Consider the following 26,727-nt stretch of genomic DNA (forward strand, 5'->3'; position numbering starts at 1 on the left):
TTTCATGAAAAAAACACCCGCCTTAAACGGATGCTTTCGATTAGTCGCCCAGCTGTTCTTCTTTAAGAAGTGTATACATGCCGGCTGCTTCTTCTTTTTTCGTTGTATCAAGCAATTTTTCAATTTTTACGGTCATGATATGACGACCAAGACGGATCGTCAGCTCATCGCCTGCTTTTACAGTTGAACTCGCTTTTCCTTCTGTTCCGTTAATCAAAATTCGGCCTTGATCCGCCACTTCTTTAGCCAGCGTACGCCGTTTAATAATCCGGGACACTTTTAAAAATTTATCGAGTCTCATTTTCTTTCCTCCTGTTTAGCTAAATCCCAAAATGAATCCAATTCATGAAGGGTAAAATCCGAAAACCGACGGCCGCTCTCGAGGACACGCTCTTCTACAAAGCTGAAGCGGCGGCGGAACTTGCGGTTAATTGCCTCAAGCGCTTCTTCTGGATGAATATCGTAAAAGCGGGCTACGTTAATAAGGGTAAAAAGGACGTCGCCAAATTCTTCTCGCAGCTTGTCCGGCTGGCCCGATTCCGTTTCCACCAGAAATTCGGCCCATTCTTCTTTTACTTTAGCAATCGCACCCGCTGCATCCGGCCAGTCAAAGCCTGTTTTCGCCGCTTTTTTTTGAAGGTCGTATGCTTCCATCATCGCTGGCTGCCCTTTCGGAATGCCATCGAGCACTTTTTCTCGCTTATGTCCATTTTCTGCAGCTTTAATTTCCTGCCAGTTCGCTTTTACATCCTCAGCTGTTTCTGCTGTGGCTTCACCAAACACGTGTGGGTGCCGGCGAATCATTTTTGCCGAAGTCGATTCAATAACATCATCGATTGAGAACATACCTTCATCCTCACCGATTTGTGCGTGCAGGAGCACCTGAAGCAGAACATCACCAAGCTCAGCAGCCACTTCACCGTCGTCTTCATTATCGATCGCTTCAAATAGTTCATACGTTTCTTCAAGCAAATACTTTTTTAAAGAAGCATGTGTTTGTTTAAGATCCCAAGGGCATCCATTCTCCGGGTCCCGAAGACGTGCAATAATACCGCGCAGCACCGAAAATTCACGATATGTATTTTCTTCTTTTTGGACAGGCGGCACGTACACGCTCGTTAAGTTGTTTAGTTCCATCCTGTGATCAAGCTCATAAAGCGGCACGGTCCGAATCACTTCATGCTCACTTCCGGCCGCTGTTACAACCGTTACTTCATGTTCGGCCGGGTACTTTTCCATCAGGGTCAGCTTCACGTCTGATGCGACGAGTGAATCATATACCTGGGCAATAATAATGTGGCTGAAAATATGAAGGTCATCCCGGTGTAAGGCTGTACCATCAAGCAGTTGAAAGCCATCTGCCGGGTCAATTTCTACACTTGTAAACAAAGCATCAAGAAAGCTTTGTCCGCCGGCAATAACGACATCCGCTTTTCCTGCCCGTTTTCGCTCAAGTAAAAGCTGAACCGTTTTTTCCGCCGCCATTGGATGGCCGGGAACCGCATAGATAACGGGTTCGTGGATGGCTTTTTCTAAAAGTTCTGCTACAATCTCATCGTATACCGCTTCAAACCGGTCATGCTTTTCGTAAATAGCATCAAAGCTTTCAAACTGAATGCCTTCTTTTCTTAATTCTGCTACAGCCGGATGCTCCATCGTCCGGAGCCAAACGGTTTTTGCCTGTTTCAGCAGCCGGTATACGCCAAGCGGCATTTGATTCAGATCGCCCGCACCAAGGCCGACAATCGTTATTTGATTCGTCAACTGTCCGTCACTTCCTTTTAGTCCGCATTTCCGCCCGTTTTGCCAGCTTTTCACCAAACGGCAGGATACGCAAGTCGTCATCATTCCATATTCTCCATTTTATCATGAAAACAAAAAACAAACAGGCACCGAGAAGCGCTCCGCTTATGGCAGCAGCCCCGTTCCATATTCTCCCTGCATCTGTTGGAATAATAAGTTGGATAAAGAAAAAAACTACTAACGCCATTAGGAGCACGGCTGCCGTTGTTTTAAAGACGAATACATGCGTTAAAAGCGGCGCACACTTTCTTTTCCACATAACCGACAAAAAGCAAACACCGGCTAGAAGCGAACCTGCTGTCGCAAATGCGGCACCGTACAATCCGTATCCTGGAATTAAAAGTGCGTTTGCTCCCCATTTGACAGCGACCGTGATTACGGTTCCTGCGGCGGGTATCCAGTCATTTCCTCTTCCTTGAAAAACCGCGTTCATTACCGCCATCAATGAATAAAAAAAGATCGATAATCCAAAAATAGCTAAAAATCCTGAGCCATCCGCCGTTTTAAAAAGCATCGTATTCAGCGGAATCATAACAGCAGCCAGACCGGCAGAAGCGGCGAGACCGAGCGCAAAACTGACACGCAGCGCCAGCTGGCTGAATGCGGCTTCCGCTTTTTGGTTTTGTTCTTTCCATGCTTTCGAAATCAGTGGAACAATAGTTAATGAAATAGACACAGCTGCCACAACACCAAGCTGCAGCAACGGCTGGCCGCGATCAAAAATACCTTTCCACTTTTTCGCGTCCGCTGCCGCCATATCAGAGTCAATTAGTCCGCTGTACACTTGAAAAGAATCTGCCAGCTGTAAAAAAACAAGCGTCAATGCAGACAAACAAACCGCCGTCCCGCGTGTGATAATCTCCACAGCTGTCCTGCGGTCAAACAGAAACAAAATACTCCGCTTTTGCTTTCGGCTGTACTGCCAAACGACAAAAGCAGATACTGCCATTCCAAACAGTGATCCAATAACAGCACCAAGTCCCGCTTCATACAGTGTTCTACCCGACAAAACAGCATAAGCTGAGAAAAGTAAAATAGCCACGATCCTGACAGACTGTTCCGCCATTTGAGAGGAGGCTGTCAGTGCCATATTGCCGCTTCCTTGAAACGTTCCCCGCTTCACCGCAATATACGGAACAAATAAAAAAAACAACGCACTGCATTGAATGAGCGGCTTCAGTGCTTCATCACCCATTGATGAGGCCATCCACCCGGAGCTGAAAAAAAGCAATAAAAAAGCGATAAAACCCATCATACCAATTGTTATAAAAGCGGTATGGACAGCCACCTGACTTCTCCGTTCATCCGCCTCTGCCACTATACGGGATAATATAACCGGAAAACCGGAAACAGCAAGCCCTGCGGCAATTCCGTAAAACGGATACACTTGTTGATAAATATAAAAACCGGTATCCCCAACTATATTTTGAAAAGGCACACGGTACACCGCGCTTAACACTTTTACAAATAACGCGGCGATTGTCAGCAAAACCGCTCCTTTTAATAATGACTTCTCTGTTTCCACGCGACCACCTCAGTGACTACTTTACTCATTTTTATCCTGTTTGAAAAGAAAAATCCGGCTCCCTATAAGGGATGCCGGATTAATGCTCCATCTGTTTACCGAAAAAAGCCGCAGCGACGAACGCCGCTTTTTGTTCAGCCTCACCGGCTGAACGTTCTTCTGAAAATAAAACAACAGCTCCAATGGTGTCACCAGCTGCAATGATCGGTGTTATAAAATACGATTCAGTTTCTACTGTGCGGCCATCGGTTAATTCAACATCACGCCGCTCATTGCTTTCAGCTGAACGTCTTTCCTGAATGACCGATTCCACAATCGGACCGATTTTTCGTTCTACAAAGTCTTTCTTTTTCACACCCGCAGCAGAAATAACGGTATCTTTGTCACAAATAAGCACTGCGTAGTGCAGGCTGTCATGCAGTGCTTCTGCATATTCCTGCGAAAAATCACCCAGTTCTGTAAAAGGTGAATATTTTTTTAAAATGACTTCGCCGTCACGATCTACAAAAATCTCCAGCGGATCCCCTTCTCGAATTCGAAGTGTACGGCGGATCTCTTTCGGAATAACCACACGGCCAAGATCATCAATACGTCGAACGATACCTGTAGCTTTCATCATGGACTGCCTCTCTTTCGCCATCAAAATATCAAAACCATTTCTTGGCGTTAGTATCTTTCAGGAGGAAGCATTCTATACATGAAACTATACTTGTTTTTTTGCCATTTCCAGCTCTTTTATAAGTTCAAATGCAGCATTAAACCAACCTTGCTCCGGCGCTTTTTTCGGGTCGATCGTTATTTTCAGGCGCTGTTCTTCCATTCCCAACCCGCACATGCGGCCAAACTTGTTGCAAATGGCGAACACCTTGGAGCCATCAATTTCTTTTGTCCCTTCATCGCTCATTAAAATGGCAACTGTGTCTTTTGATTGCTTAATGGATTCCAGCTTCGTTTTAGCCGCATAAATTTTCATTTCTGCCACTGTAAACAAATCCGCCACTTCTTGCGGGTAGTCGCCAAAGCGATCGGTCATTTCTTCTTTCAGCTCATCTATTTCATCAAACGAATCCGCTGAACGGAACCGCTTATACATATCAATTTTTTGTGCACTGTCCGTAATATACGCATCTGGAATATATGCATCAATGGTCACATCTACTTCGAATGAAGGCGCCTTTTTCTGTTTATCGCCGCCTTGTTTTTGTTCAATCGCTTCTTTCAGCATTTGTGAATACAAATCAAAACCGACCGAGTCGATAAAGCCGTGCTGCTGGGATCCAAGCAAATTACCCGCACCGCGGATCGATAAATCGCGCATCGCGATTTTAAAGCCTGAACCGAGCTCGGTAAATTCTTTAATTGCTTGAAGCCGTTTTTCTGCCGGTTCAGATAGCACTTTGTCTTTCCGGTACATAAAATACGAATACGCGACCCGATTGGACCGGCCGACACGCCCGCGGATTTGATACAGCTGAGAAAGCCCCATCCGGTCAGCATCGTGAACAATTAATGTATTTACATTTGGAATATCGACGCCGGTTTCAATAATTGTTGTTGTCACCAATATGTCTGATTCCCCTCCTAAAAAGCCGAGAATAACGGCTTCAAGCTCTGTTTCTGTCATTTGGCCGTGCGCATAGGCAACCCGCGCATCTGGAACGAGCATCGAAATTTCATCGGCACGCCGCTCAATGTCTTCAACCCGGTTGTATAAGTAAAAAACTTGTCCGCCACGGGCAATTTCCCGCTCAGCTGCTTCACGGATAAGACCAATATTGTGCTCAACGACGTACGTTTGGACAGGAAAACGGTTTTCGGGCGGTGTTTCAATAACCGACAAATCCCGTACACCAAGCATCGACATGTGAAGTGTTCGTGGAATTGGCGTCGCTGTCAACGTCAGCACGTCCACGTTTGTTTTCATCTGTTTAATTTTTTCTTTATGTGTGACACCAAACCGCTGTTCTTCATCGACGACAAGCAGGCCAAGGTCTTGATACTGCACATCTTTTGACAACAGGCGGTGCGTACCAATTACGATATCGACCGTTCCTGCTTTTAAGCCTTTGAGCGTTTCTGTTTGCTGCTTGCGTGTGCGGAAGCGGCTGAGCAGGCCGACGTTAACAGGAAAGTCCTGCAGCCGTTCTTTCAGCGTTTCATAGTGCTGCTGGGCCAATATTGTTGTTGGGACTAAAATTGCTACCTGTTTGCCATCCGCCGCTGCTTTAAATGCCGCCCGGATCGCTACCTCTGTTTTCCCATAGCCGACATCGCCGCAAAGCAAGCGGTCCATCGGCTGTTCACGTTCCATGTCGCGCTTAATTTCTTGAATCGACCGCAGCTGGTCCTCTGTTTCCTCATACGGGAAAGCAGTTTCAAATTCACGCTGCATATCCCCGTCTGGTGAAAAAGCATAACCGCGTGCTGCTTCTCGTTCAGCATAAAGTTTAATTAAATCATCCGCAATGTCCTGAACTGATGATTCAACTTTCTTTTTCACCCGTTTCCATTCACTGCCGCCAAGCTTATAAATTTTTGGCTCTTTTCCTTCTGAACCAACATATTTTTGCACGAGTTCAATTTGTTCAACTGGGACGAACAATTCATCTGTGCCCTGGTATTTAATTTTCAAATAGTCTTTATGGACGCCGTTAATTTGGAGCGTTTCAATGCCGAGGTACTTCCCGATCCCGTGATTTACATGAACGACATAATCGCCGGTCTTCAGTTCTGAATAACTTTTGATCCGCTCTGCGTTTGAAAGCTTTTGGCGCCTCTTGCTTTTTGGCGCTTTTTTATTAAACAGCTCCTGCTCCGTAACGACCGCAATCTTTAACAGCGGAAACTCAAAGCCGGATGTTAAAGCGCCAGGACCTGTTTGGACAATACCTTCGATCACTTCATTTTGATCTTTAATCATTGTGATCTCCATGCCATAATCATTCAGTGTCGCTTTTATTTTTTCAACCCGTTCCATCGTTTCGCCTAAAAACAGCACAGTTGTTCCAGCTTTTTTCCAACGCTCGACTTCTCCTTCAAGCACATTCATTTGACCATGGAAATTTTGCATTGAGCGGGCGGAAAAATTCACGATATTTTCCGGCTTCCCGCCAGCTGTCTGGCGCATAAACAACGATAAATATACAGAAGGCTGAACAGTTGCCTGAATTGCTTTTTGAAGAGTATGTGCGAGCGTTAAGCCATGAACTGCTTTTCCTTCTTCAATAAGAGTGGTATACCATTCTGCTTCCTCTTTTTCTAACGAATCACTAATTTCCTTAATTCGGCTCATTTCATCAAAAAAGACGACTCCACTTTCCGGCAAGTATGATGTCACAAGCGCCGTTTGATCGTAAAGAAGAGACGTATATTTGCCTAACTCATCGATGCGGATGCCTTGTTTTAACTTTTCAATATCCGCGCCTACATAAGAAGATAGCTGCTTTTTCACTTCCGGGCTGCCGATTTTCTTTAACGTGTCATCCAGTGCGTCCTGAAGTCGACCGGCCAGTGCAGCCAGTTCTTCCGCTGAAGCCGGCATTTCCGCCGCCGGACCAATCAAAATAGAGGTCATGTTTTCAATCGAACGCTGCGTATCCGGTGCAAACGTCCGGATGGAATCAATTTCCGTGTCAAACAGCTCGATTCGGACCGGATACTCAGACGTGAGTGGATAAAGGTCAATAATTCCGCCGCGAATGCTGAATTCACCCGGTGCGTACACCATATCCGCCCGCTCATAACCCATTTCCACGAGCTCGTGTTTTAGGCTCTCCAGTTCCACTTCTTCTCCAGATGTAAATGTTTTTTGAAGTCGCTTCCATCTATCTTTAGAAGGAAGCAGCTTTTTTAATCCAGCTACAGGCACAATATATATTCCAGTTCCTTGCAGTGCCAGATGGTTCAGCATCTCAATTCGTTGTGCGCGCAGCTCCGGGCTGGCAATACTGATTTCTGCCGCAATCAGTTCATTGGCAGCATACATATACACGTGTTCCTCTGGTATAAATTGAACGATATCGTCATACAGTTTTTGAGCTTGAAGCATATTGTATGTAATAATCATCACCGGTTTTTGAAGCTTTCGGTGTGCAGCAGCTGCAAAAACAGCCCGGAGTGAACCGGACAAACCTGCGGCCAGCTGTTCTTTCATCCCAAGTTCCATTCCATTGATGACAGATACTGCTTCATCATTTTTTAAAAATAAATCAAGTAAATGGTTCATCCCGATTACTCCCCCTTTTCCAAAACAGAAAAACGCTTTGGGGCATACGCCCAAAGCTTTTTTACTTCATTTTCTAGCTCCAGGTGCCATCAGCTTGAGGGCTCACAGGATGTAAGTCACAAAGTCTTTGCTCTAAGCCAGCCAAGCCCTTCTGGAGGCAAAAAGCGCCTCCGCCATTGCTCGTCTTATGCTTGTCGCTGAAAGACTTGCGCCTTGCGCTTTCCTAACTTATTGGTTAAATTCATTCATGACATCAATAAATGAATGGTCTACTGCGTGAATACAAGCTGCCGCGCTTTTTTCTACCGCTTCATTCATCACGATTCGCTCATCGCTGCTGAATTTGCCTAGAACATAATCGACAGTTTTCATTGGGCCATCCGGCCGGCCAATTCCAATCCGTACCCGCTTAAATTGATCTGTACCTAAATGGGCAATGGTCGATTTGATGCCATTATGGCCGCCAGCACTGCCTTTTTGCCGAAGCCGTATTTTCCCCTGCGGCAGGTCAAGGTCATCGTACACAACGATTACATCATCCGTTTCCATGCTGTAATAACGCATCACTTCACCAATGCTTTCACCTGATAAGTTCATATATGTGAGCGGCTTCAATAAAATGACTTTTCCCGTTCCTTTTCGGGCGATGCCGTATATCCCTTTATGTTTTGCTTCTGTTAATTCGGCGCCCAGCTGTTTCGCCAGTTCATCAATGACGTCAAAGCCAATATTATGGCGTGTTTCCGCATATTTCATGCCTGGATTGCCAAGGCCTACGATTAATTTCATCTTTCATTGCACCTCAATTTTTCACAGTTACTTTCAGTATACATGACCACATGCAAAAAAAACAGGCAGATTAATCTGCCCGTCTTTATTCAAATGATTAGTCTTCTTTTTTTTCGCCTTCAGCAGATGCTTCTGCTTCTGTTTCACTTGCCTCTTCAGTACCTTCTTCTGTTTCTTCCAATTTTTGTGGAGGAAGAACAGAAACAATTGTATCTTCATCCTCGTTTTCAATCGTAAAATCATATTTATCACGAATATCACCGACTGAAATCGAGTCACCAATCGCAAGCTCTGACACATCAACAGATACATGTTCAGGGAAATCTGATACTTTCGCTGTAACGTTTAACTCGAATAATGGCTGTTGAATAACGCCGCCTTCTTTAGAACCCACCGCTTCCCCTTCAATATCTACACGCACTTGGGAGGTGATTTCAGATGAACGGTCGACTGCTAGGAAGTCTGCGTGTACGATAAACCCTTTAATCGGATCCTTCTGGTATTCCTGCAGAATAACATCATGCTTGCTTCCATCTACATCTAGTGAAATTAATCCATTTCTTCCTACTTCACGGATCACTTTAATGAACTCGGATTCTTCAACGGACACCGGTTCGGATTCCACGCCTTTTCCATATATAACAGCCGGAAACAAGCCTGCTGTACGAATTTCAGTTAATGCTGCCCTCGTAAAACCTTCACGTTTTTTTGCTTGTAATTTACTCATAGCTGATCTTCACCTTCCTGATTTATAAATCGGTCATTTTTTTATGTGTACATGATTGTGTATTCCCCTGGAAGGTGATTTATAAACATGAACAGCACAAAAAGAAACCCAATTCCTTAGAAGGAATCAGGTTTCAGGTAATGATTAATCAAACAGGGTGCTGACAGACTGATCTTCGTGAACACGGATGATCGCTTCGCCAATGAGCGGCGCAACAGATAGTTCCACGACTTTGTCTATTTTCTTTTCAGGAGCAAGCGCAATTGAATTTGTTACAACCAGCTCTTTAATATTCGAATTTTCAATGCGTTCCATGGCAGGGCCTGACAAAACCGGATGCGTACAGCAAGCATAAACTTCTTTTGCACCACTTTCAGAAAGGGCATTCGCCGCAAGTGTAATCGTGCCAGCCGTATCGATAATATCATCGATCAAAATCGCAATTTTCCCTTCGACGTTTCCAACGATGTTCATTACTTCTGATACGTTCGGACGTGGACGGCGCTTGTCAATAATCGCAATTGGTGCTTTAAGACGGTCTGCAAGCTTACGCGCACGCGTTACGCCGCCATGATCCGGGGACACGATAACAATTTCTTCGTTATTAAGCCCTTTTTCTTGAAAATATTGACCTAAAATAGGCACACCCATTAAATGATCGATCGGGACATCAAAAAACCCTTGAATTTGTGGTGCATGAAGATCCAGTGTAATCAAACGGGTCGTTCCCGCTGTCTCAAGCAAGTTCGCAACGAGTTTTGCTGTAATCGGCTCACGGGCACGCGCTTTACGATCCTGGCGCGCATAGCCGTAATACGGAAGCACAACATTGATTGTTTTCGCTGACGCCCGCTTTAACGCATCAATCATAATGAGCAATTCCATCAAATGTTCATTGACCGGGCCGCTTGTGGATTGGACGATGTACACATCACAGCCGCGGATGCTTTCTTCAATGTTAATTTGTACTTCTCCATCACTAAAACGGGTAACGGAACATTTGCCAAGTTCAACTCCGATAAATTCCGCAATTTCCTGGGCAAGTGCCGGGTTGGAATTTAACGAAAAGATTTTCAAATTTGGATCTAAATACTGATTGCTCATGATGACCTCCACTGTCCTAATTTAATCATTTTTCGGAAAGATTTTTCGAACGTAGCTTTCTTTATTCACTTGGCGGGCACGGGCAATCGCCATTGATTCTTCCGGCACTTCGTCGGTAATCGTAGATCCCGCGGCCACATAAGCACCTTTTTTTACGGTGACAGGTGCAACAAGATTCGAATTACAGCCGATAAACGCACCGTCTTCAATCGTTGTTAAAAATTTGTTTTTCCCGTCGTAGTTGACGGTAATGGCGCCACAGCCGATGTTCACATCGCTGCCTACTTGTGCATCACCAATATAGCTCAAGTGAGACGCTTTGCTGCCTTTGCCAAATGATGCTTTTTTCACTTCAACAAAATTGCCGATTTTCACTTCATTGGCAAGCGATGACTTTGGACGGATGTGTGCAAATGGTCCAATGTTAACATCTGAGCCAATTTGGCTGTCAAAGGCCGCCGACTGGCGAATCACAGTCCGATTTCCGACCTCGCATTCACAAATTTCACTGTTTGGTCCAATGACACAGTCCTCACCAATCGATGTGGTGCCGGAAATAATCGTTCCAGGGTGAACCACTGTATCAGAACCGATGGCAACATCCGGCCCAATATATGTGTTTTGCGGATCAATAATGGTTACACCAGCGCGCATATGCTGTTCGTTAATTCGTGCCCGCATAAGGCGTTCTGCTTCACTAAGTGCAACACGGTCATTGACGCCTAGTGTTTCATCAAAGCTTTCTGTTTGATACGCAGAAACGGTTTCACCGGCCGCTTTTAAAATTTCGATGACGTCCGGTAAGTAGTATTCACCCTGGACATTTTCATTTGAAACATTTTTTAATGCCTCAAACAATGCTTTATTATCAAAGCAGTACGTGCCTGTATTAATTTCTTTCACAGCACGCTCCTGATCCGACGCGTCTTTATGCTCTACAATACGGGTAACAGATCCATCCGTTCCACGAAGAATACGGCCATATCCATCCGGTTTTTCCGCATGAGCCGTTAAAATCGTCGCTTTTGCGTTTGTTTCCTGATGATGCTTAACAAGTGCTTCCATTGTTGACGTCTGAATGAGAGGTGTATCTCCGCACACAACAAGCGTGCAGCCTTCCTTTCCATCCAACATCGACTGCGCTTGAATAACCGCATGTGCTGTACCGAGCTGTTCTTCCTGCAGAGCGTAAGCAGATCGGTCTCCAAGCTGCGCCTTTACTTTTTCAGCACCGTGACCAACGATTGTCACAATTTGTTCTGTATGTAAACCTGAAATTTGATCAATAACATGTTCTACCATTGGCTTTCCACAGACCGGGTGCAGCACTTTATACAATTTTGACTTCATGCGCGTTCCCTGTCCTGCAGCCAGAATCACAGCGTAAATATTCATCATGAAAGGCCTCCTCACCTGATTATCCACTATTGAATATATCTTAAATACCGGTTAATTTCAATCAAAGCAGGAAAATGACACATTTTTGACAACGCAAAAAAGAGCCCCCACATAATCAGGCTCTTGCTGAAAAAAAAAGCGGCAGCTGCCACGTTGATGAAATAAAAAACATAATTACGCCTCTTCAAGCGCAACCAGTTCTTCTTTCTCCATTTTGCATACGCGGTGATATTCTTCAAGCACCGTATCTTGAATTTTCCCGCGGGTTCCGGAATTGATCGGGTGCGCAATATCGCGGAATTCTCCTTCCGGTGTCCGTTTGCTTGGCATTGCCACAAATAGGCCGTTATTGCCGTCAATGACGCGAATGTCATGAATAACAAATTCCCCGTCAAATGTAATGGATGCGATCGCTCTCATCCGGCCTTCTGTTTGAACACGGCGTAATCTTATGTCTGTTATTTCCACGCATATTCACCCCCTTTCCCCGTATTTAAAAAAGCCTAAACTACTTATTCCATAATCGTTGCAATATTCCTTCTTTTTTAACCAAAAAAATTTGAACAAAAAAAACCGGCGCAAGGCCGGTTTATGCTTTTACAAGCGCAATAATTTCAATTTCTACTTTCACATCTTTGGGAAGACGCGCTACTTCAACACATGAACGGGCAGGCTTGTGCGCTGAGAAATATTCCCCGTACACATCATTAAACGGTGCAAATTCATTCATATCAGACAGAAAAACAGTTGCTTTCACAACGGTTTCAAGGGAAGCCCCTGCTTCTTCAAGGACGGCTTTTAAATTTGCGAATACTTGATGGGTCTGCTCTTCAATTGTGCCTTCTACAAGTGTGCCTTCTGCTGTAAGCGGAATTTGGCCGGAGCTGTAAAACAAGTTATTCACAATAATTCCTTGTGAGTACGGTCCAATTGCTGCAGGTGCTTTTATAGTATTGACGATGTTCATTTTGATTCCCCCTGTAAAAATTCATTATTTTTTATAAAATAGTTGCCTTCCACAACGGAGATGGAGGCATCTTTTTCATTTACATTTTGTAATTTAACGAGTGAAATATAGTCATCAATAAGACAATCCGGATATTCCGCTTCCACAAGAACCGCTATTCCGGCTACGGAGGCATTAAATTCAGCCAGCAAGCTGATCATGCCGTTGATTGTGCCCCCGCCTTTCATAAAATCATCGACGAGAAGAACTTTTGATCCTTCTTTTAAACTGCGTTTCGATAACACCATTGCTTGAATACGCTTTGTTGAGCCTGATACGTAGTTGATGCTGACAGTCGGTCCTTCTGTCACCTTGCTGTCACGGCGCACGACAACAACCGGCACGTTTAAATGAGCCGCAATTGCATGAGCAATAGGAATGCCTTTCGCGGCAACCGTCATGACGGTGTCGATCTTTTTGTCTGCATATGCTGATGCGAGCAGCTTGCCAATTTTATTCATTGTGGATGGATTTCCGAGCAGATCCATAATATATAAATAGCCGCCTGGCAAAAGACGCTCCGGATTTTCGATTTGCCGGCATAACTCTGAGATAAACTCTTTCGCACTTTCTTTATCTACGCGTGCGTAAAATTTCACACCGCCCGCTGCACCCGGAACAGTCTGAAGCGTACCAATGCCGCGCTTCTCAAATGTTTCTTTAATAATAGCCAAATCCTCACTAATGGAAGACTTGGCAGAACCAAATCTTGCCGCAAAAAGGGTCAATGACACAAGCTGATGCGGGTGCTCCAGTAAATAATGCGTCATATCAATAATACGTTCACTTCGACGAAACTTCATCGTTCTATTTAAACCTCCTGGGGAGTAAAACCGAATATTTTAATTATAATATATCTTAATATACGGTTTTAATCAACCAAGTCCGTGTCCCCAAGCATGCGCACTGCGTACACCTGATCACAAAATCCACGCAGGCAATTATAAACGCGGTGCATACGAGAATCGTGGCGGATTAAGCCAAACACGGTCGGACCGCTACCGCTCATCAGCACGGCATCCGCCCCGAAACGGATCATTTGCTCTTTAATAAGCGCCACTTCGGGATGGGCGTGCAAAGTGACGGATTCCAGCACATTCCCCATGTTTTGACACATTTTGTTATAATCGTTTTCTTTAATTGCTTCAATCATTGCGTTTGTATCTGGTCGTTTCATGCGGTCAAGCTTTAAGTTTTTATACACTTCACCTGTAGAGACGCCGATCGTTGGTTTTGCAAGCACAACCCAGCAATTTGGCGGTGTCGGTAAATGCTCGATTTTTTCCCCTCGACCCGTCGCAAGTGCTGTACCGCCGTATACACAAAAAGATACATCCGAGCCAATTTCTGCCCCCATCTCCGCCAGCTCATCAAGTGACAGGCCAAGATTCCACAGCTGATTCAGCCCTTTTAGCGCGGCTGCGGCATCACTGCTTCCGCCAGCCAGCCCTGCTGCGACCGGAATCACTTTATCAATTTGAATGGACACGCCGGTTTTAATACCATATCGATCTTTCAGCAGTTTTGCTGCCTGATAAGCGAGATTTCGGCTGTCATCCGGTACAAACCGGTTGTGCGAAATAATCCGGATTTCGTTTTTATCCAAGCTTTCCAATTCAAGACGGTCAGCCAAATCAACTGTCGTCATAATCATTTCCACTTCATGATAGCCATCCGGCCGTTTATGGAGCACATCAAGCGTCAGGTTAATTTTCGCTGGTGCTTTAATCATTAACTTCATTTCAGTCCACCTACTTTATGTTATACGCAATAAATTATTGTCTTATTTTATCACAAAAGAAAAAGAGCCGGCTCAAAAGATTCAAATTGAATCTGTTGAGCCGGCTCCCCGGTGTGCTGCTTTATAAAAAGCAAGCCATTTATACTGCGTTGCCTGCCGCTGTATCTTCAAATGTCAGTTCAACTGTTTCAGTGAGTACATCCGCGTAACTATAAGAAACGCGCTCGAATGAATTCTCGTCCTGATCAAGTTCTACGACAAAAACAGCAGGATACGTCTCCGTTAAAATACCGGAACGCTCAATCGTCTTACGTCGTCCACCATTCGCTTTCAGCAACAATCTTTTACCCAAATGACAATCAAGCGATCTTTTTATGTCAGCTAATGTTTTCGGCATTTGCATCCACCTCACTATGTTTAGTGTAGCACAAACTCCTGTTTTAGTCAAACAAATAAAATATTTTATCAGCGTCGCCTTCTAATGTCAATATTTTTTGTTCGGCAAATATCGATTTTTTTCGATAACGTTAGTATTTCCCAAGTTTATAAAAAAAACCACTCTATTTTCAAGAGCAGTTAACTATTTCCCTATTCCTTTTTTTGTCAAAGATTCAGTAAGCGAAGCGAATTCAGCGAGCGATAGCGTTTCACCTCGTCTAGACGGCTCAATTCCAGCTTCTTCAAGCGCGGTAGTAATATCTTCTTTTTTTTCTTTTCCACCTGGCAGTCCGTTAACGAGGTTATTTAAAATGGTTTTTCGGCGCTGGGCAAAAGAGGTTCTTGTGACCTTAAAGAAAAAGTCTTCATCGTCAACAGAAACAGCAGGCTCGTCGCGCACATCTAGCTTAATAATGGCGGAATCCACATTCGGCGGCGGCATAAAAACTGTTTTCGGCACGATAAACGCAATCGATGCTTCCGTATAATATTGAACCGCAATGGAAAGGGAGCCATATTCTTTTGTTGACGGCTTCGCTGAAATACGAGCGCCTACTTCTTTTTGCAACATGACAACAAATCCAGTGACCGGTATTTTGTCTTCAAGCAGCTTCATAATAATTGGTGTCGTCACGTAATAAGGAAGGTTTGCTACAACCATAAGCCGGTCAAATTGGGCAAATTCCTGCTCGACCACTGTTTTCATATCCGCTTTTAGCACATCTTCATTAATAATCTTCACATTGTCGTATGGCGCCAGGGTTTCATCTAAAATCGGCAGCAATCGTTGATCAATTTCAAATGCGACGACTTTACCCGCTGAACGGGCCAAGTGCTCCGTCAGCGCTCCGATCCCCGGACCAATTTCAATGACGCCGGTTTCTTTCGTCAGTTCAGCTGTTTCGGTAATCCGCTGCAATATATTCGAGTCAATTAAAAAGTTTTGACCGAGGCTTTTTTTAAATGAAAATCTGTGCCGAGCGAGAATATCTTTCGTCCGGGACGGTGTTGCGATATCTTTCATGATTGTTCCTCCTTCAGTACTTCCGTTAAGACTTTAGCAAATTGTTCTCGTGTAATCTGGAACATAATCAGCCGCTTGTGCAGCTGCTTTCCGTTCACGTAACCAATTTTCAGCTTTTGTCCAATGACTTCACGCCGTGTTTTTGAAGCAGGACCGCCAATAAGCCCGGCTGCAACGAGATCTTCTTTTGTTATCTGTTCAGTTGCTTCCTCATCCATATACTGCGCGTCACGAAGCGCTTTTCGGATCGATTCAATAGAGGCATGCTCCACCCCGACACCGCGTCCATGTTTTTCAATTGCTTCATTTTTCGGCAAGAAAGCATGACGGCAGCCAGGCACTCTATCAGCAATAAGGCTGCGGATGCGCTGACCAGGATAATCCGGGTCCGTTAAAATAATAACGCCGCGCGTAGCTTGAGCATGGCGAATTTGGTCAATGACGCTATCGTCGACCGCGGACCCTCTCGTTTCAATTGTATCAGCATTCACTGCCAGCTTGATTTTCACCGTGTCATCTTTTCCTTCAACAACAATAATTTCTTTAATTTTCATTTTTCCTCCGAACGAAAAAGCGGAGGCTTTGTGAGCCCCCTGCTTAATCAAGTTGAAACAGTGTGTTGGCGTTTTTCATCGTTGCAGCCGCCACTTCTTCATATGAAAGATGTTTAAGCGCCGCAATTTCCTCAGCCACGAGTTTTACATAAGCGGGCTCGTTCCGCTTGCCGCGATATGGATGCGGCGCAAGATACGGGCAATCCGTTTCAATCAATAGCTTATCAAGCGGCACCGCTTCCGCCACTTCTTTCGGCTTCTTCGCATTTTTAAACGTCACGGGACCGCCAAGAGAAATGTAAAAATTTAATTTAACGCATTCAAGTGCCGTTTCAGCACTGCCGCTAAAGCAGTGCATAACGCCGCCCACATCGCTGGCGCCTTCTTCTTTTAAAATATCAACAATATCCTGCGTTGCTTCCCGATTATGAATAATGATTGGCAGCTTCACTTTTTTAGCCAGACGAATCTGGCGGCGAAATACGTCTTTTTGCACGTCCTTTGGTGACTTATCCCAGTGATAATCAAGGCCCATTTCCCCAATTGCGACGACTTTCGGATGGTTAGCGAGTTCTTCAATCCAATTCAAATCTTCTTCTGTCATATCAATGGCGTCAACCGGATGCCAGCCGACAGCCGCATACAGCCAATCATATTTTTCCACAAGTTCCATCGCCCGTGTAATCGTCAGCCGGTCAAATCCGACCACAACCATTCGTTTTACACCGGCTTCTTGAGCGCGCTTCATAACATCTTCTACATCTTCTTGAAACTGATCTGCATTTAAATGAACGTGTGTATCAAATAGCATGTTATCACCCGTCTTTTGTTTCACGTGAAACAATTATTTGATTTTTGCTCCATTTGGCAAGTTTTCCGGCACTTCGGCCAGCGTTAAAATGTCATCTTTTGAACCGGCCAAAATCATTCCCTGCGACAGTTCGCCGCGCAGCTTAACCGGCTTCAAATTCGCAACAACGACTACTTTACGGCCGATAAGTTCTTCCGGTTTATAATATTGCGCAATACCAGATACAACCTGGCGTTTTTCAAAACCGAGGTCCAGCTGCAATTTTAACAGCTTATCTGCTTTTTTAACAGGAGAAGCTTCAATAACCGTGGCAGCACGGAGATCCACTTGCATAAAATCGTCGATGCTGATTTCTTCCGCAACCGGTGCATAATTTTCTGCAGGCTTCTTTTCTTGTGCCGGGGCTGCTCCTTGCATTTTTTCTTTTATAAAGTTAATTTCCTCTTCCATATCAAGACGCGGGAAAATCGGCTCGCCTTTCTTAACAACTTTAACACTCGGTGGAATTGCTCCAAATGTGTGTAAGCTTTCCCATTTCCGCAGACTTTCATCCGTCAGCCCAAGCTGTTCAAAAATTTTTGATGGTGTTCCCGTTAAAAACGGCGTCAGCAAAACAGCAGTTCGGCGCAATGATTCAGCTAAATGATACATCACAGTGCCGAGCCCATCTTTTTTCTCTTCTTTTGCGAGCACCCATGGCTGTGTTTCATCGATATATTTATTCGTCCGGCTGACAAGCTGCCAAAGTGACGTCAGTGCAACGGAGAACTCCATGTTTTCCATCGCTTCTTCGTATTCACGGACTGTTTTGTCATTCATTTCAACAAGCGCCTGTTCAAATTCGCCATCTGAACCGCTATAAGGTGGAATGTCGCCGTCAAAGTATTTGTTAATCATTGCAATCGTCCGGTTCAGCAAGTTGCCAAGGTCGTTGGCTAAATCGTAATTGATCCGCTCCACAAATCCTTCCGGTGTAAATACACCATCAGAGCCAAATGGTACTTCACGCAGCAAATAATAGCGAAGTGCATCCAGGCCGTAACGATCGATTAATGTGACAGGATCCACGACATTTCCTTTTGATTTCGACATCTTGCCGTCTTTCATAAGCAGCCAGCCGTGCGCAAATACTTTTTTCGGCAGCGGCAAATCAAGTGCCATCAGCATGATTGGCCAATAAATCGTATGAAAACGGACGATTTCTTTGCCGACTAGATGGACATCCGCCGGCCAATATTGTTCGAACTTCGTTTTATTTTCTGTTCCATAGCCAAGTGCTGTAATGTAATTTGACAATGCGTCAATCCATACGTATACGACGTGCTTCGGATTGCCAGGCACTTTGACGCCCCAGTCAAACGTCGTCCGGGATACCGCCAAATCTTCAAGACCTGGTTTAATAAAGTTATTAATCATTTCGTTTTTGCGGGATTCCGGCTGAATGAATGTCGGATTTTCCTCATAATATTTTAATAAACGGTCTGCATATTTGCTCATCCGGAAAAAGTATGATTCTTCTCGAACTTTTTGGACTGGATGGCCGCTGTCTGGACTTTTCCCGCCAACGACCTCTTCTTTTTCATTTAATTCTTTGTCGACAAGCTGTGTTTCAGTATAAAATGTCTCATCCGGAACCGAATACCAGCCTTCATATTCGCCAAGGTAAATGTCTCCCTGATCTAAAAGCTGCTGAAAAATTTTTTCAACGACTGTTTTATGGCGCATTTCCGTCGTGCGGATAAAATCATCATTGGAAATGTGCATTGTTTTCCAAAGCTTTTGAATACCCGATACAATCTCATCTACGTATTCTTGCGGGGTGACACCTTTCTCATCCGCTTTTTCTTGAATCTTTTGACCATGTTCATCTGTTCCGGTCAAATACATTACATCAAATCCACGCAAACGCTTATAGCGTGCCATAGCGTCTCCCGCAACTGTTGTATAAGCGTGTCCGATATGCAAATTGCCACTCGGGTAATAAATAGGTGTTGTTAAGTAAAACGATTTTTTATGCTCATTCACTGGAAAATCCTCCTTAAAAAGCATCCGCTTATGTACGATAAGCTTTTTTAGTCACTTCTTTTATTTTCTCCCATATCTGAATAAATGTAAATATGAACACTTTTTTTTCTGTTAATTTCTTTGTCGAATAATCACTTTTATTCGACAAATTTCGACACATGTCGAAAAAATTTTTAAAAGTGTTTTGCTTTTTCTGACTTAAAACATTGGTAAATCAACATTTAAGCCTTTCATTTACTTGAAGAATTAGATTTTATTTATTGACGTTTATGGCAAGTCTTGGTATAATTACGTCATAGGGTAAGTTTTTTGTCGAATATTGACGAATGAATTTAGATAACGCTATTTGAACGACACACATATATTGAGAGGAGCTTTTTAAAATGAAATCAACAGGTATTGTACGTAAAGTAGACGAACTCGGACGGGTCGTTATTCCAATTGAATTGCGCCGTACGTTGGGAATTGCAGAAAAAGACGCGCTTGAAATTTATGTGGATGACGAAAAAATCATTCTTAAAAAATACAAGCCGAGCATGACGTGCCAAGTAACAGGCGAAGTATCTGACGATAACATCAAACTTGCCGATGGCAAACTAATCCTTAGCCATGAAGGCGCTGAGATTTTAATGAAAGAAATTGAAGAAGCATTCGCAAAAGGTAAATAAGACTATAAAAAAGGTGCCTTCCCGGGCACCTTTTTTTGTTTATATATGGTAAGCAGCATAAACATCGCGTTTTGACAGATTCCGTTCTTTCGCTACTTGTTTAATCGCCTCTTTTGAATTCATGCTTTGTTCTGTTACATAATGAGCAACGTGAGCTTCAACGGTCATGTCTGTCCACCACTGCACTTCTATTTCAGCGGCCGGTTCTTTGCCACTTCCTTCAATAATCAAGCAAAATTCACCTTTAATATCCGATTCCGCTGCCCATTTTGCCGCTTCCTGAATGGTTCCGCGCAAAAATTCTTCAAACTTTTTCGTCAGTTCACGGCTTAAGACAATCCGCCGCTCGGTCCCTAAATATTCTTCCATGAGCGTAAGTGTTTCTTTTAAACGATGAGGCGATTCGTACAAAATAAACGTATGCTGCACATTCGCCAGTTTTTCAAGTTCTTTTTTCTTTTCTTTTTTTCCGCGGCTTAAAAAGCCGTAAAAATAAAATGGCTGTGGTACAATACCAGAAGCAATCAATGCTGTCACGGCCGCATTTGCGCCCGGAAGTGGCACAACGTTCACACCCGACTCAATTGCCATCACAACAAGTTCATGCCCTGGATCGGAAATACATGGCGTGCCGGCATCACTGACAAGCGCAACGGTTTCTCCCGCCTGCATACGGTCAATCAGCTTGCGGCCTGCTGCTTTATTGCTATATTCATGATAGCTGACTACCGGTGTCGCTACCTCAAAATAATTGCATAGTTTTTTCGTATTGCGCGTATCTTCCGCCGCGATGACATCTGCTTCTTTCATAATCCGAATCGCACGGACCGTTATATCTTCCAAATTCCCGATCGGCACCGGCACAAGGTACAGCATGCCCGTCTTTTTTTCAAAGCTTTTCTGCGAGTTCACCGCCCACACTCCTTTTTTGTAAGTACGCTTCTTTTTTTCGGCGCGGAAGTTGTTTAAAGGCATATTCCGCACGCATTGCTTCCTGTTTTGTTTGGAATGATTCACTATGAATAAGCATCACAGGCAGACGGGCGCGTGTATACTTTGCTCCTTTTCCCGCATTATGGACACTCATTCGTTTGTCCAAATCATTCGTATACCCTGCGTAAAGGGAGCCGTCATTGCATTTAACGACGTAAAAATGGTGGCTCGTCTCCATATAAAAGGGTCCTCACTTCGTCTGTATATTCGCCTTTTTCATCATAAACGTAAAGCGGCGGCAAAATTTTCAAATCTGGTGCTCCGTCTTTAATGCCCTCCACAAGGACAGTATTTGCTTCTTTGTTTCCCGCTTTCGGATAGACAAACTGGATGCGCTTCGGCTCAATCCGGTACTTTCTCATTAACGTAACGATATCGAGCAGCCGGCCGGGGCGGTGGACAAATGCCGCTTTTCCTCCTTGCTTTAACAACTGGGAAGACGACAGAATGCAATCTTCTAACGTGCACATAATTTCATGGCGGGCAATGGCCAAATGTTCATTCAAATTAATTTCATTTGCTGACGGGGTCAAAAAATACGGAGGATTGCATGTGACGAGTGTATGCTTTTCTTTACCCAGCCGCTCAGGCGCTTTTTTTAAATCATCGTTCACCATTTGAATTTGCGTGTTTAAGCCGTTATATGTCACGCTTCGGACTGCCATATCATAAAGCCGCTCCTGTATTTCTACGCCAGTCATTGATACGCTCGTTCTCGCCGACATTAAGAGCGGCACAACACCGTTTCCTGAACAAAGATCAACGATAGATCCGCGTGTTTTCGGTACAGAAGCAAATCGAGCTAAAAGGACGGCATCCAGTGAAAAGGAAAAAACAGATGGACTTTGAATGATCCGCAGCTCTTCTGCCAGCAAATAATCAAGCCGCTCACCTTCTTTTAATTCGAACATAATCCTTACTCCTTTTGCACAAAAGAACCTTCCTTGTAAAAGGAAGGCTTCGATCTCGTTATTTTTTATTTAAAAAGGATAAGCAAAACAGACAGTCTTCGTCTTTACGCGGGCTTCCAAAGTGCACACTGCAAATATGAAATCCTTCTTGATACAAACGGGCCAGGTTATCATAGCCTTCGCCGATATCTGCTCCACGCGCCTGTACATTAGCCGCCCCTGATGCTTTTCGTTCATGACCGCGGTCTAGTTCTTCAAGACGGCGGCGCAAATGATCATTTTCAATCATTAATGAATTATTTTCTTCCAATATTTCGGCTAACTGCACCTTCACTTCGCCAAGCTGCTGATACAGTTCACCGATTTGCAGCTCCATATGGCTGACTGAATCAAAAATGCCTTTCTTGTCTAGCTTTTCCACCGCATCAATCACCTGCTTTCACAGAAACGGCTCCTTCTTTCCCAATCTCATCAGATGAGAACTCAAGCGTCCGTTCCAATTCCGGAATGTGCACCTGCACGAGCCGCTCTAAAATATTTAAGCCCGTCACACGCCCATTTCCGCTTGGCGTCTTCACTTTTTGGCCAACATCCGGCAGCACACGACGCGCATCTTCATACTCATCGTTTTCATACTTCAGGCAGCACATTAATCGGCCGCACAAACCGGAAATTTTAGCTGGATTTAATGATAAGTTTTGATCTTTTGCCATTTTAATCGATACGGGCTCAAAATCACCAAGGAATGTTGAACAGCAAAGCATTCGGCCGCATGGTCCAATGCCGCCCAGCATTTTCGCTTCATCGCGGACACCAATCTGCCGCAGTTCAATCCGCGTTCGGAAAATTGATGCCAAATCTTTCACAAGCTCACGAAAATCAACGCGGCCATCTGCCGTAAAATAAAAAATGACTTTGTTTCGGTCAAATGTATATTCGACATCGACAAGCTTCATATCAAGCTTATGCTCCGTAATTTTACTCGTGCATGTATCAAACGCAGTCATGGCCGCTTCACTGTTTTCCTGAACAGCCAGGCGGTCTTTCTGATCCGCTGTCCGGATGACTTTTTTCAATGGCAGAACGACATCGTCTTCATCAACTTCTTTCGGTCCGACAACGACATGTCCGTATTCAACGCCACGCACTGTTTCCACAATGACATGGTCTTCCTTCTGAATACCGAGGTCGCCTGGATCGAAATAATATATTTTACCCGCTTGCTTAAAGCGTACACCTACTACATTACACAAAGGCGTGTCCCCCCTGTAACTTTAACAAAAGCTGCTCCATCAGCAGCTGCTGGTTCATATTACTATTGAGTCTTCGTTTCGCTTCCAAAATGGATGCCATTCGGTCGGCAAGCTTTTCTGCCGACAAGAGCAGTGCATCCTGTTGAAAAGAAGCGAGACGATCAGGAAATGCAAGACCGTGTTCTTCACCGGTCATAATGGAAAGCAAATCCCTATGGATGAGAACGAAAAGATCGAGGGCAAGACTGACCTGCTGTTTCTCTTTAAAATGCGAATAAAAGTCTTCTGAAAGCGGAACGATGGCTGAGAGCCCTCCGCCTTTTAGACCTTCGTATAATTTTAACACTATTGAACGTGCCAGTGCAAACCACTCATCACGTGATTGTTCAAGCGCTTCTTCCAAGTGATTCGTTAATTTGGATGTAAGCGACGCCATCGGAATACTGATTTCTTCCTCAACAAGGCGCTGCTTCAGTCGATCTGAATCAATCGGCTTGAATGTCAGCTGCTGGCAGCGTGACAAAATTGTCGGCAAAATGCGGCTGCTTTGTTCCGTTAATAAAAAAGCGACCGTATTGGCGGATGGTTCCTCTAAAAATTTGAGCAGGCTGTTCGCGGCACTCGCTGTCATTTTATCCGCCTGATTTACAATATATACTTTCCAAACCGATTCAACTGCTGTTTTTATAAACTCCTGCTGCAAATAATAAATTTGTTCTTTTTTGATCGATAAGCCATCCGGCTCAATAGCATGAAGGTCCGGATGATTGCCATGTTCAATGCGGCGGCAATTAATACAGGCGCCGCATGGCATAAATTCATCTTCCGGCTCCAGGCAAAACAGGCTTTTTGCAAACAGCATTGCTGTTTCTTTTTTCCCGGTGCCCGGGTCGCCTTCAAGCAAATAAGCATGCGCCACACGATCGCGCAGTAAACTATTTTCAATGATCCGCATCACAATCGGCTGGCGTTTTTCTGCTTCTTTCCACGGGTTAGACACGTGCTTCACGCCCTTTAAAATTGATGAAATTGCTCAACTGGAAGCACAAATATTGTTGCGCCCCCGACCGGCACTTCAACTGGATAGGGAACATATGCATCAACATTACCTCCCATCGGCGATACGGGAGGGGCGATCTGTTCACGCGACTGGCAATTTTTTTTGATAATTTCAAGCGCATCCTGTACCCGGTCATCTTCTACACCGATCATAAACGTCGTATTGCCCGCTTTTAAAAAACCGCCTGTTGAAGCAAGCTTTGTTGCACGAAATTGATGTTCAATGAGCGCATGAGACAATTTATTGCTGTCTTGATCCTGTACAACTGCCATAATCAACTTCATATACCATCTTCCCCTCTTACAGGATTTCTTTCATTATACCAAATCTTTTCCCGAAGCACTTTTTCAATTTTAGCAAGCGCTTCTTGAAAAACGTGTTCTTCTTCTTGTTCTGCATCAATAATCACAATTCTATCTTTATTTAAGTTCGCTAATTTCGTATAACCTTCCTGCACTTTTTTGTGAAAAGAAAGATCCTCAAGATCAAGCCTGTTTACCTCTCGGCCATCATGACGATGAATGCGTGCAAGCCCGATTTCAGGACGGACGTCAAATAGCAGCGTCAATTCGGGCATAACTCCATCAATGGCAAAAGCATTAATCGAACCGACTTCCTCCATCCCCAGCCCTCGTGCATAACCTTGGTATGCAAGCGAACTGTCCACAAACCGATCACAAAGCACAGTCGCTCCCCGTTCAAGAGCCGGAATAACTTTTTCTGCTAAATGCTGACGACGGGCAGCCGCGTACAACAACGCTTCCGTCCGTGCATCCATCGCTGTATTTTCTTTATTTAAAATAACCGAGCGAATTTGTTCGGCGATTGCAATGCCGCCCGGTTCTCTCGTTTGAACAATATCGAGCCCTCTTTTCCGAAGCTCGGTTACAATCCGATCGAGCACGGTTGTCTTACCGGCTCCCTCGGGTCCTTCTATTGTAATAAATAGTCCTGCCATGTTAGCTCTCCTTCCGAAACACAACAATCTTCTGTTCGTTTAACCCGCTTCCGCCATGAAAACGGGATCCTTGCTCCATAAGCCATTGAATCATTTGGATATGTCCGCTTGAAATACGTTCCCCTTCCATAACAAGCGGTATACCCGGCGGATAAGGAATAATCATTTCCGCCGATACTTCCCCGGCTGCCTCTTCAAATGAAACAGCAGTTTTTCTATAGCAACTATGCTCATTATAAGGCAATGCCAAGACAGATACACGCTCAGATTGAAAGTCTCTCGGAAACGAAACAGCTGCTTTTTCTCCTTTTACTTGCAGGACACTGAGCTTTCCAGCAGCATATTCTTCAAATAACACTTCTCCTGCTTTTAAAAGAGGAAAAACCAGAAGCACCTGGCATGGATCAGCCAGTTCAATGTACACACCGACGGCTTCAAACAATTCCTGTACGTTATATCCTGTTAGTCCCTCTACCCGTACAAGCAGCTTGTACGGATCATCTACTGTTATACAGATGAAGCCTTTTGATTCCAGAAGCTGAACGATTCTTTTTTTCACATCCATCGAATAAGCATGATCTTTTTCGGTATATAAAGCTAAATAAGAGCGTGCATAATCCAATGAAGCCATAATCGGATACGATGGACTGCTGGACTGAAGCGCCTGCAAATAAAAGTGGATTCGCCCACGATCTATTCTTTCAGACTGAATATGAAGGTACGCTCCCATCGTCATCGCCGGCAGCATCTTATGGGCCGACTGTACAACAATATCGGCTCCCAATTGCAGTGCACTCATCGGAACCCCTTTTCCATTCGCCCTGAAATGCGCACCATGCGCTTCATCTACAAGCACCCATGATCCATGGGATTTCGCCATTATCGCCAGCTCTTGAAAAGAACCGGTCATTCCATAATATGTCGGATAGGTAAAAATGACAGCTTTACTATTAGGATAGGCTGCATACGCTTCTTGCAGTGTTTCAACAGAAATAAGAGTCGCTGTCTGCGTACGTTCATCAACATCCGGCGCAAGAAAAACAAGAAAAGCTTCAGCCATTTTTAATGCATTCAAAACAGATTTATGGCAATTACGCTGAACAAATACCGTATCGCCTTTTGAAAGCGTCCCAAGAATCATTGCCAAGTTTCCAATGGTGCTTCCATTGATAAGAAATTTGCTTTCAACCGTTTTATATACATCCGACAACATGTTTTCTGCTTCGGCAATACATTCTTCGGGAGCATGAAGATCATCTAGTCCAGTTAGCTCCGTAACATCAAATGAAAGATCCATCCAAGGACCGAGTAAACCATTTTTATGGCCTGGAACGTGAAAAGAAACTGAATTCTTGTGCTTATGATTTTTTAACGCTTTCATAACTGGCATAAAAGAATGATCCATTCGGCAGAACCTCCCAAGGAATAAAGAATGTAAAAAAAGAGATGACGTAGTGTCATCTCTTAAATATATTGCCAGGCGGCGTCCTGCTCTCACAGGGGGAAACCCCCAACTACCATCGGCGCTGAAGAGCTTAACTGCCGTGTTCGGGATGGGAACGGGTGTGACCTCTTCGCTGTAGCCACCTGACTATGAAGTTCGAAAGAAGTGTTCTTTCAAAACTGGATAGAAGCGTTCATTGTATGGGCATAAAAAACCGGTTTTCTTACGTTGTCCAGCTTCAGGCAGCCAGATACGGCTGCCTGAAGCTTT

At 44.3% G+C, this 26,727-nt stretch carries 28 protein-coding genes and 1 rRNA gene; 1 reads left to right on the forward strand and 28 read right to left on the reverse strand.

The features are described 5' to 3' along the window. Nucleotides 1–40 precede the first annotated feature (40 nt). From VQ00_RS16845 to metG, 18 genes are all read right to left on the reverse strand, one after another. A complete protein-coding gene (locus VQ00_RS16845) occupies nucleotides 41–301 on the reverse strand; it encodes an RNA-binding S4 domain-containing protein (RefSeq protein WP_046181288.1) in 261 nt (86 codons plus the stop codon). Then, nucleotides 298–1,764 (reverse strand): bifunctional methyltransferase/pyrophosphohydrolase YabN, encoded by a 1,467-nt coding sequence (gene yabN / locus VQ00_RS16850; RefSeq protein WP_156154112.1) that lies wholly within the window; start codon nucleotides 1,762–1,764, stop codon nucleotides 298–300. Before yabN ends, VQ00_RS16845 begins: the two co-directional genes overlap by 4 nt. A 7-nt stretch (nucleotides 1,765–1,771) precedes the next feature. Beyond that, nucleotides 1,772–3,328 carry a putative polysaccharide biosynthesis protein gene (locus VQ00_RS16855; RefSeq protein WP_046181289.1) on the reverse strand — a complete coding sequence of 519 codons (1,557 nt, stop codon included), beginning with the start codon at nucleotides 3,326–3,328 and terminating at the stop codon, nucleotides 1,772–1,774. 79 nt (nucleotides 3,329–3,407) lie between these two features. Then, nucleotides 3,408–3,944 (reverse strand): stage V sporulation protein T, encoded by a 537-nt coding sequence (gene spoVT / locus VQ00_RS16860; protein WP_046181313.1) that lies wholly within the window; start codon nucleotides 3,942–3,944, stop codon nucleotides 3,408–3,410. An 87-nt stretch (nucleotides 3,945–4,031) separates the two neighbouring features. Continuing rightward, nucleotides 4,032–7,553, reverse strand: coding sequence for a transcription-repair coupling factor (gene mfd / locus VQ00_RS16865; protein WP_046181290.1), 3,522 nt, complete (start codon nucleotides 7,551–7,553; stop codon nucleotides 4,032–4,034). 228 nt (nucleotides 7,554–7,781) lie between these two features. Further along, nucleotides 7,782–8,342, reverse strand: coding sequence for an aminoacyl-tRNA hydrolase (gene pth / locus VQ00_RS16870; protein ID WP_046181291.1), 561 nt, complete (start codon nucleotides 8,340–8,342; stop codon nucleotides 7,782–7,784). A 97-nt stretch (nucleotides 8,343–8,439) separates the two neighbouring features. Beyond that, on the reverse strand, nucleotides 8,440–9,069 hold the full coding sequence (locus VQ00_RS16875; RefSeq protein WP_046181292.1) for a 50S ribosomal protein L25/general stress protein Ctc: 630 nt from the start codon (nucleotides 9,067–9,069) through the stop codon (nucleotides 8,440–8,442). A gap of 144 nt (nucleotides 9,070–9,213) precedes the next feature. Then, nucleotides 9,214–10,173 carry a ribose-phosphate diphosphokinase gene (locus tag VQ00_RS16880; RefSeq protein ID WP_046181293.1) on the reverse strand — a complete coding sequence of 320 codons (960 nt, stop codon included), beginning with the start codon at nucleotides 10,171–10,173 and terminating at the stop codon, nucleotides 9,214–9,216. A gap of 21 nt (nucleotides 10,174–10,194) precedes the next feature. Further along, nucleotides 10,195–11,571 carry a bifunctional UDP-N-acetylglucosamine diphosphorylase/glucosamine-1-phosphate N-acetyltransferase GlmU gene (gene glmU / locus VQ00_RS16885; protein WP_046181294.1) on the reverse strand — a complete coding sequence of 459 codons (1,377 nt, stop codon included), beginning with the start codon at nucleotides 11,569–11,571 and terminating at the stop codon, nucleotides 10,195–10,197. A 174-nt stretch (nucleotides 11,572–11,745) separates the two neighbouring features. Beyond that, the gene (gene spoVG / locus VQ00_RS16890) at nucleotides 11,746–12,039 is read right to left on the reverse strand and encodes a septation regulator SpoVG (protein WP_046181295.1); all 294 of its coding nucleotides are present in this window, start codon (nucleotides 12,037–12,039) and stop codon (nucleotides 11,746–11,748) included. Between the two features lie 121 nt (nucleotides 12,040–12,160). Then, nucleotides 12,161–12,538: a RidA family protein gene (locus tag VQ00_RS16895; protein ID WP_046181296.1), complete on the reverse strand. Its 378-nt coding sequence runs from the start codon at nucleotides 12,536–12,538 to the stop codon at nucleotides 12,161–12,163. Beyond that, on the reverse strand, nucleotides 12,535–13,380 hold the full coding sequence (gene purR / locus VQ00_RS16900; RefSeq protein WP_046181297.1) for a pur operon repressor: 846 nt from the start codon (nucleotides 13,378–13,380) through the stop codon (nucleotides 12,535–12,537). The genes VQ00_RS16895 and purR overlap by 4 nt, the downstream gene beginning before the upstream one ends. Before the next feature lie 68 nt (nucleotides 13,381–13,448). Further along, nucleotides 13,449–14,318 (reverse strand): 4-(cytidine 5'-diphospho)-2-C-methyl-D-erythritol kinase, encoded by an 870-nt coding sequence (gene ispE / locus VQ00_RS16905; RefSeq protein ID WP_046181298.1) that lies wholly within the window; start codon nucleotides 14,316–14,318, stop codon nucleotides 13,449–13,451. Nucleotides 14,319–14,457: 139 nt separating this feature from the next. Further along, nucleotides 14,458–14,715, reverse strand: coding sequence for a biofilm formation stimulator Veg (veg, locus tag VQ00_RS16910; RefSeq protein WP_046181299.1), 258 nt, complete (start codon nucleotides 14,713–14,715; stop codon nucleotides 14,458–14,460). A gap of 183 nt (nucleotides 14,716–14,898) precedes the next feature. Next, nucleotides 14,899–15,780: a 16S rRNA (adenine(1518)-N(6)/adenine(1519)-N(6))-dimethyltransferase RsmA gene (gene rsmA, locus VQ00_RS16915; RefSeq protein ID WP_172645601.1), complete on the reverse strand. Its 882-nt coding sequence runs from the start codon at nucleotides 15,778–15,780 to the stop codon at nucleotides 14,899–14,901. Beyond that, nucleotides 15,777–16,334, reverse strand: a complete 558-nt coding sequence (gene rnmV / locus VQ00_RS16920) for a ribonuclease M5 (RefSeq protein WP_046181301.1) — start codon at nucleotides 16,332–16,334, stop codon at nucleotides 15,777–15,779. Before rnmV ends, rsmA begins: the two co-directional genes overlap by 4 nt. 43 nt (nucleotides 16,335–16,377) lie before the next feature. Further along, complete coding sequence (locus VQ00_RS16925) at nucleotides 16,378–17,145, reverse strand: TatD family hydrolase (RefSeq protein WP_046181314.1); 768 nt, start codon at nucleotides 17,143–17,145, stop codon at nucleotides 16,378–16,380. 33 nt (nucleotides 17,146–17,178) lie between these two features. Beyond that, nucleotides 17,179–19,194 (reverse strand): methionine--tRNA ligase, encoded by a 2,016-nt coding sequence (metG, locus tag VQ00_RS16930; protein ID WP_082091640.1) that lies wholly within the window; start codon nucleotides 19,192–19,194, stop codon nucleotides 17,179–17,181. A 359-nt stretch (nucleotides 19,195–19,553) separates the two neighbouring features. Here metG and VQ00_RS16935 point away from each other — a divergent pair, with 359 nt between their 5' ends. Next, on the forward strand, nucleotides 19,554–19,838 hold the full coding sequence (locus tag VQ00_RS16935; RefSeq protein WP_046181303.1) for a transition state genes transcriptional regulator AbrB: 285 nt from the start codon (nucleotides 19,554–19,556) through the stop codon (nucleotides 19,836–19,838). Between the two features lie 39 nt (nucleotides 19,839–19,877). Here VQ00_RS16935 and rsmI read toward each other — a convergent pair whose 3' ends face one another. The 10 genes from rsmI to rrf all read right to left on the reverse strand — a co-directional run bounded on the left by rsmI (nucleotide 19,878) and on the right by rrf (nucleotide 26,604). After that, the gene (rsmI, locus tag VQ00_RS16940; protein ID WP_425388396.1) at nucleotides 19,878–20,750 is read right to left on the reverse strand and encodes a 16S rRNA (cytidine(1402)-2'-O)-methyltransferase; all 873 of its coding nucleotides are present in this window, start codon (nucleotides 20,748–20,750) and stop codon (nucleotides 19,878–19,880) included. Next, entirely contained in the window at nucleotides 20,728–21,009 is a 282-nt protein-coding gene (locus VQ00_RS16945; protein WP_046181304.1) for a GIY-YIG nuclease family protein, read from the reverse strand. Before VQ00_RS16945 ends, rsmI begins: the two co-directional genes overlap by 23 nt. Next, entirely contained in the window at nucleotides 20,978–21,742 is a 765-nt protein-coding gene (locus VQ00_RS16950) for a tRNA1(Val) (adenine(37)-N6)-methyltransferase (protein ID WP_046181305.1), read from the reverse strand. Before VQ00_RS16950 ends, VQ00_RS16945 begins: the two co-directional genes overlap by 32 nt. Before the next feature lie 58 nt (nucleotides 21,743–21,800). Continuing rightward, nucleotides 21,801–22,118 carry a DNA replication initiation control protein YabA gene (gene yabA / locus VQ00_RS16955; protein WP_046181316.1) on the reverse strand — a complete coding sequence of 106 codons (318 nt, stop codon included), beginning with the start codon at nucleotides 22,116–22,118 and terminating at the stop codon, nucleotides 21,801–21,803. Nucleotides 22,119–22,167: 49 nt separating this feature from the next. After that, the gene (locus VQ00_RS16960; protein WP_046181306.1) at nucleotides 22,168–22,995 is read right to left on the reverse strand and encodes a PSP1 domain-containing protein; all 828 of its coding nucleotides are present in this window, start codon (nucleotides 22,993–22,995) and stop codon (nucleotides 22,168–22,170) included. Then, the gene (gene holB, locus VQ00_RS16965) at nucleotides 22,988–23,995 is read right to left on the reverse strand and encodes a DNA polymerase III subunit delta' (RefSeq protein WP_082091642.1); all 1,008 of its coding nucleotides are present in this window, start codon (nucleotides 23,993–23,995) and stop codon (nucleotides 22,988–22,990) included. The genes VQ00_RS16960 and holB overlap by 8 nt, the downstream gene beginning before the upstream one ends. A 14-nt stretch (nucleotides 23,996–24,009) precedes the next feature. After that, complete coding sequence (locus VQ00_RS16970; RefSeq protein ID WP_046181307.1) at nucleotides 24,010–24,339, reverse strand: cyclic-di-AMP receptor; 330 nt, start codon at nucleotides 24,337–24,339, stop codon at nucleotides 24,010–24,012. Then, entirely contained in the window at nucleotides 24,336–25,013 is a 678-nt protein-coding gene (tmk, locus tag VQ00_RS16975) for a dTMP kinase (protein WP_046181308.1), read from the reverse strand. Before tmk ends, VQ00_RS16970 begins: the two co-directional genes overlap by 4 nt. A 1-nt stretch (nucleotide 25,014) precedes the next feature. Next, entirely contained in the window at nucleotides 25,015–26,418 is a 1,404-nt protein-coding gene (locus VQ00_RS16980; RefSeq protein WP_046181309.1) for an aminotransferase class I/II-fold pyridoxal phosphate-dependent enzyme, read from the reverse strand. A 70-nt stretch (nucleotides 26,419–26,488) separates the two neighbouring features. Further along, a 5S ribosomal RNA gene (gene rrf / locus VQ00_RS16985) occupies nucleotides 26,489–26,604 on the reverse strand. Nucleotides 26,605–26,727 lie beyond the last annotated feature (123 nt).

Source organism: Domibacillus tundrae, from assembly GCF_000970675.1.
Classification (GTDB): domain Bacteria; phylum Bacillota; class Bacilli; order Bacillales; family Domibacillaceae; genus Domibacillus; species Domibacillus tundrae.

What these genes read in the sequence shown, in the direction of transcription:
- purR (WP_046181297.1), bottom strand. Translation starts at nt 13,380, where the DNA reads ATGAAGTTTCGTCGAAGTGAACGTATTATTGATATGACGCATTATTTA.
- VQ00_RS16970 (WP_046181307.1), bottom strand. Translation starts at nt 24,339, where the DNA reads ATGAAGTTGATTATGGCAGTTGTACAGGATCAAGACAGCAATAAATTG.
- pth (WP_046181291.1), bottom strand. Translation starts at nt 8,342, where the DNA reads ATGAAATTAATCGTAGGCCTTGGCAATCCAGGCATGAAATATGCGGAA.
- rsmA (WP_172645601.1), bottom strand. Translation starts at nt 15,780, where the DNA reads ATGAAAGATATCGCAACACCGTCCCGGACGAAAGATATTCTCGCTCGG.
- spoVT (WP_046181313.1), bottom strand. Translation starts at nt 3,944, where the DNA reads ATGAAAGCTACAGGTATCGTTCGACGTATTGATGATCTTGGCCGTGTG.
- VQ00_RS16945 (WP_046181304.1), bottom strand. Translation starts at nt 21,009, where the DNA reads ATGGAGACGAGCCACCATTTTTACGTCGTTAAATGCAATGACGGCTCC.
- mfd (WP_046181290.1), bottom strand. Translation starts at nt 7,553, where the DNA reads ATGAACCATTTACTTGATTTATTTTTAAAAAATGATGAAGCAGTATCT.
- VQ00_RS16950 (WP_046181305.1), bottom strand. Translation starts at nt 21,742, where the DNA reads ATGTTCGAATTAAAAGAAGGTGAGCGGCTTGATTATTTGCTGGCAGAA.
- tmk (WP_046181308.1), bottom strand. Translation starts at nt 25,013, where the DNA reads ATGGCAGGACTATTTATTACAATAGAAGGACCCGAGGGAGCCGGTAAG.
- VQ00_RS16935 (WP_046181303.1), top strand. Translation starts at nt 19,554, where the DNA reads ATGAAATCAACAGGTATTGTACGTAAAGTAGACGAACTCGGACGGGTC.
- glmU (WP_046181294.1), bottom strand. Translation starts at nt 11,571, where the DNA reads ATGATGAATATTTACGCTGTGATTCTGGCTGCAGGACAGGGAACGCGC.
- VQ00_RS16895 (WP_046181296.1), bottom strand. Translation starts at nt 12,538, where the DNA reads ATGAACATCGTCAATACTATAAAAGCACCTGCAGCAATTGGACCGTAC.
- VQ00_RS16880 (WP_046181293.1), bottom strand. Translation starts at nt 10,173, where the DNA reads ATGAGCAATCAGTATTTAGATCCAAATTTGAAAATCTTTTCGTTAAAT.
- metG (WP_082091640.1), bottom strand. Translation starts at nt 19,194, where the DNA reads ATGCTTTTTAAGGAGGATTTTCCAGTGAATGAGCATAAAAAATCGTTT.
- rnmV (WP_046181301.1), bottom strand. Translation starts at nt 16,334, where the DNA reads ATGAAAATTAAAGAAATTATTGTTGTTGAAGGAAAAGATGACACGGTG.
- VQ00_RS16980 (WP_046181309.1), bottom strand. Translation starts at nt 26,418, where the DNA reads ATGGATCATTCTTTTATGCCAGTTATGAAAGCGTTAAAAAATCATAAG.
- VQ00_RS16845 (WP_046181288.1), bottom strand. Translation starts at nt 301, where the DNA reads ATGAGACTCGATAAATTTTTAAAAGTGTCCCGGATTATTAAACGGCGT.
- ispE (WP_046181298.1), bottom strand. Translation starts at nt 14,318, where the DNA reads ATGAAGTTAATGATTAAAGCACCAGCGAAAATTAACCTGACGCTTGAT.
- veg (WP_046181299.1), bottom strand. Translation starts at nt 14,715, where the DNA reads ATGCCGAAAACATTAGCTGACATAAAAAGATCGCTTGATTGTCATTTG.
- VQ00_RS16925 (WP_046181314.1), bottom strand. Translation starts at nt 17,145, where the DNA reads ATGCTATTTGATACACACGTTCATTTAAATGCAGATCAGTTTCAAGAA.
- yabA (WP_046181316.1), bottom strand. Translation starts at nt 22,118, where the DNA reads ATGGAGCTGCAAATCGGTGAACTGTATCAGCAGCTTGGCGAAGTGAAG.
- VQ00_RS16875 (WP_046181292.1), bottom strand. Translation starts at nt 9,069, where the DNA reads ATGAGTAAATTACAAGCAAAAAAACGTGAAGGTTTTACGAGGGCAGCA.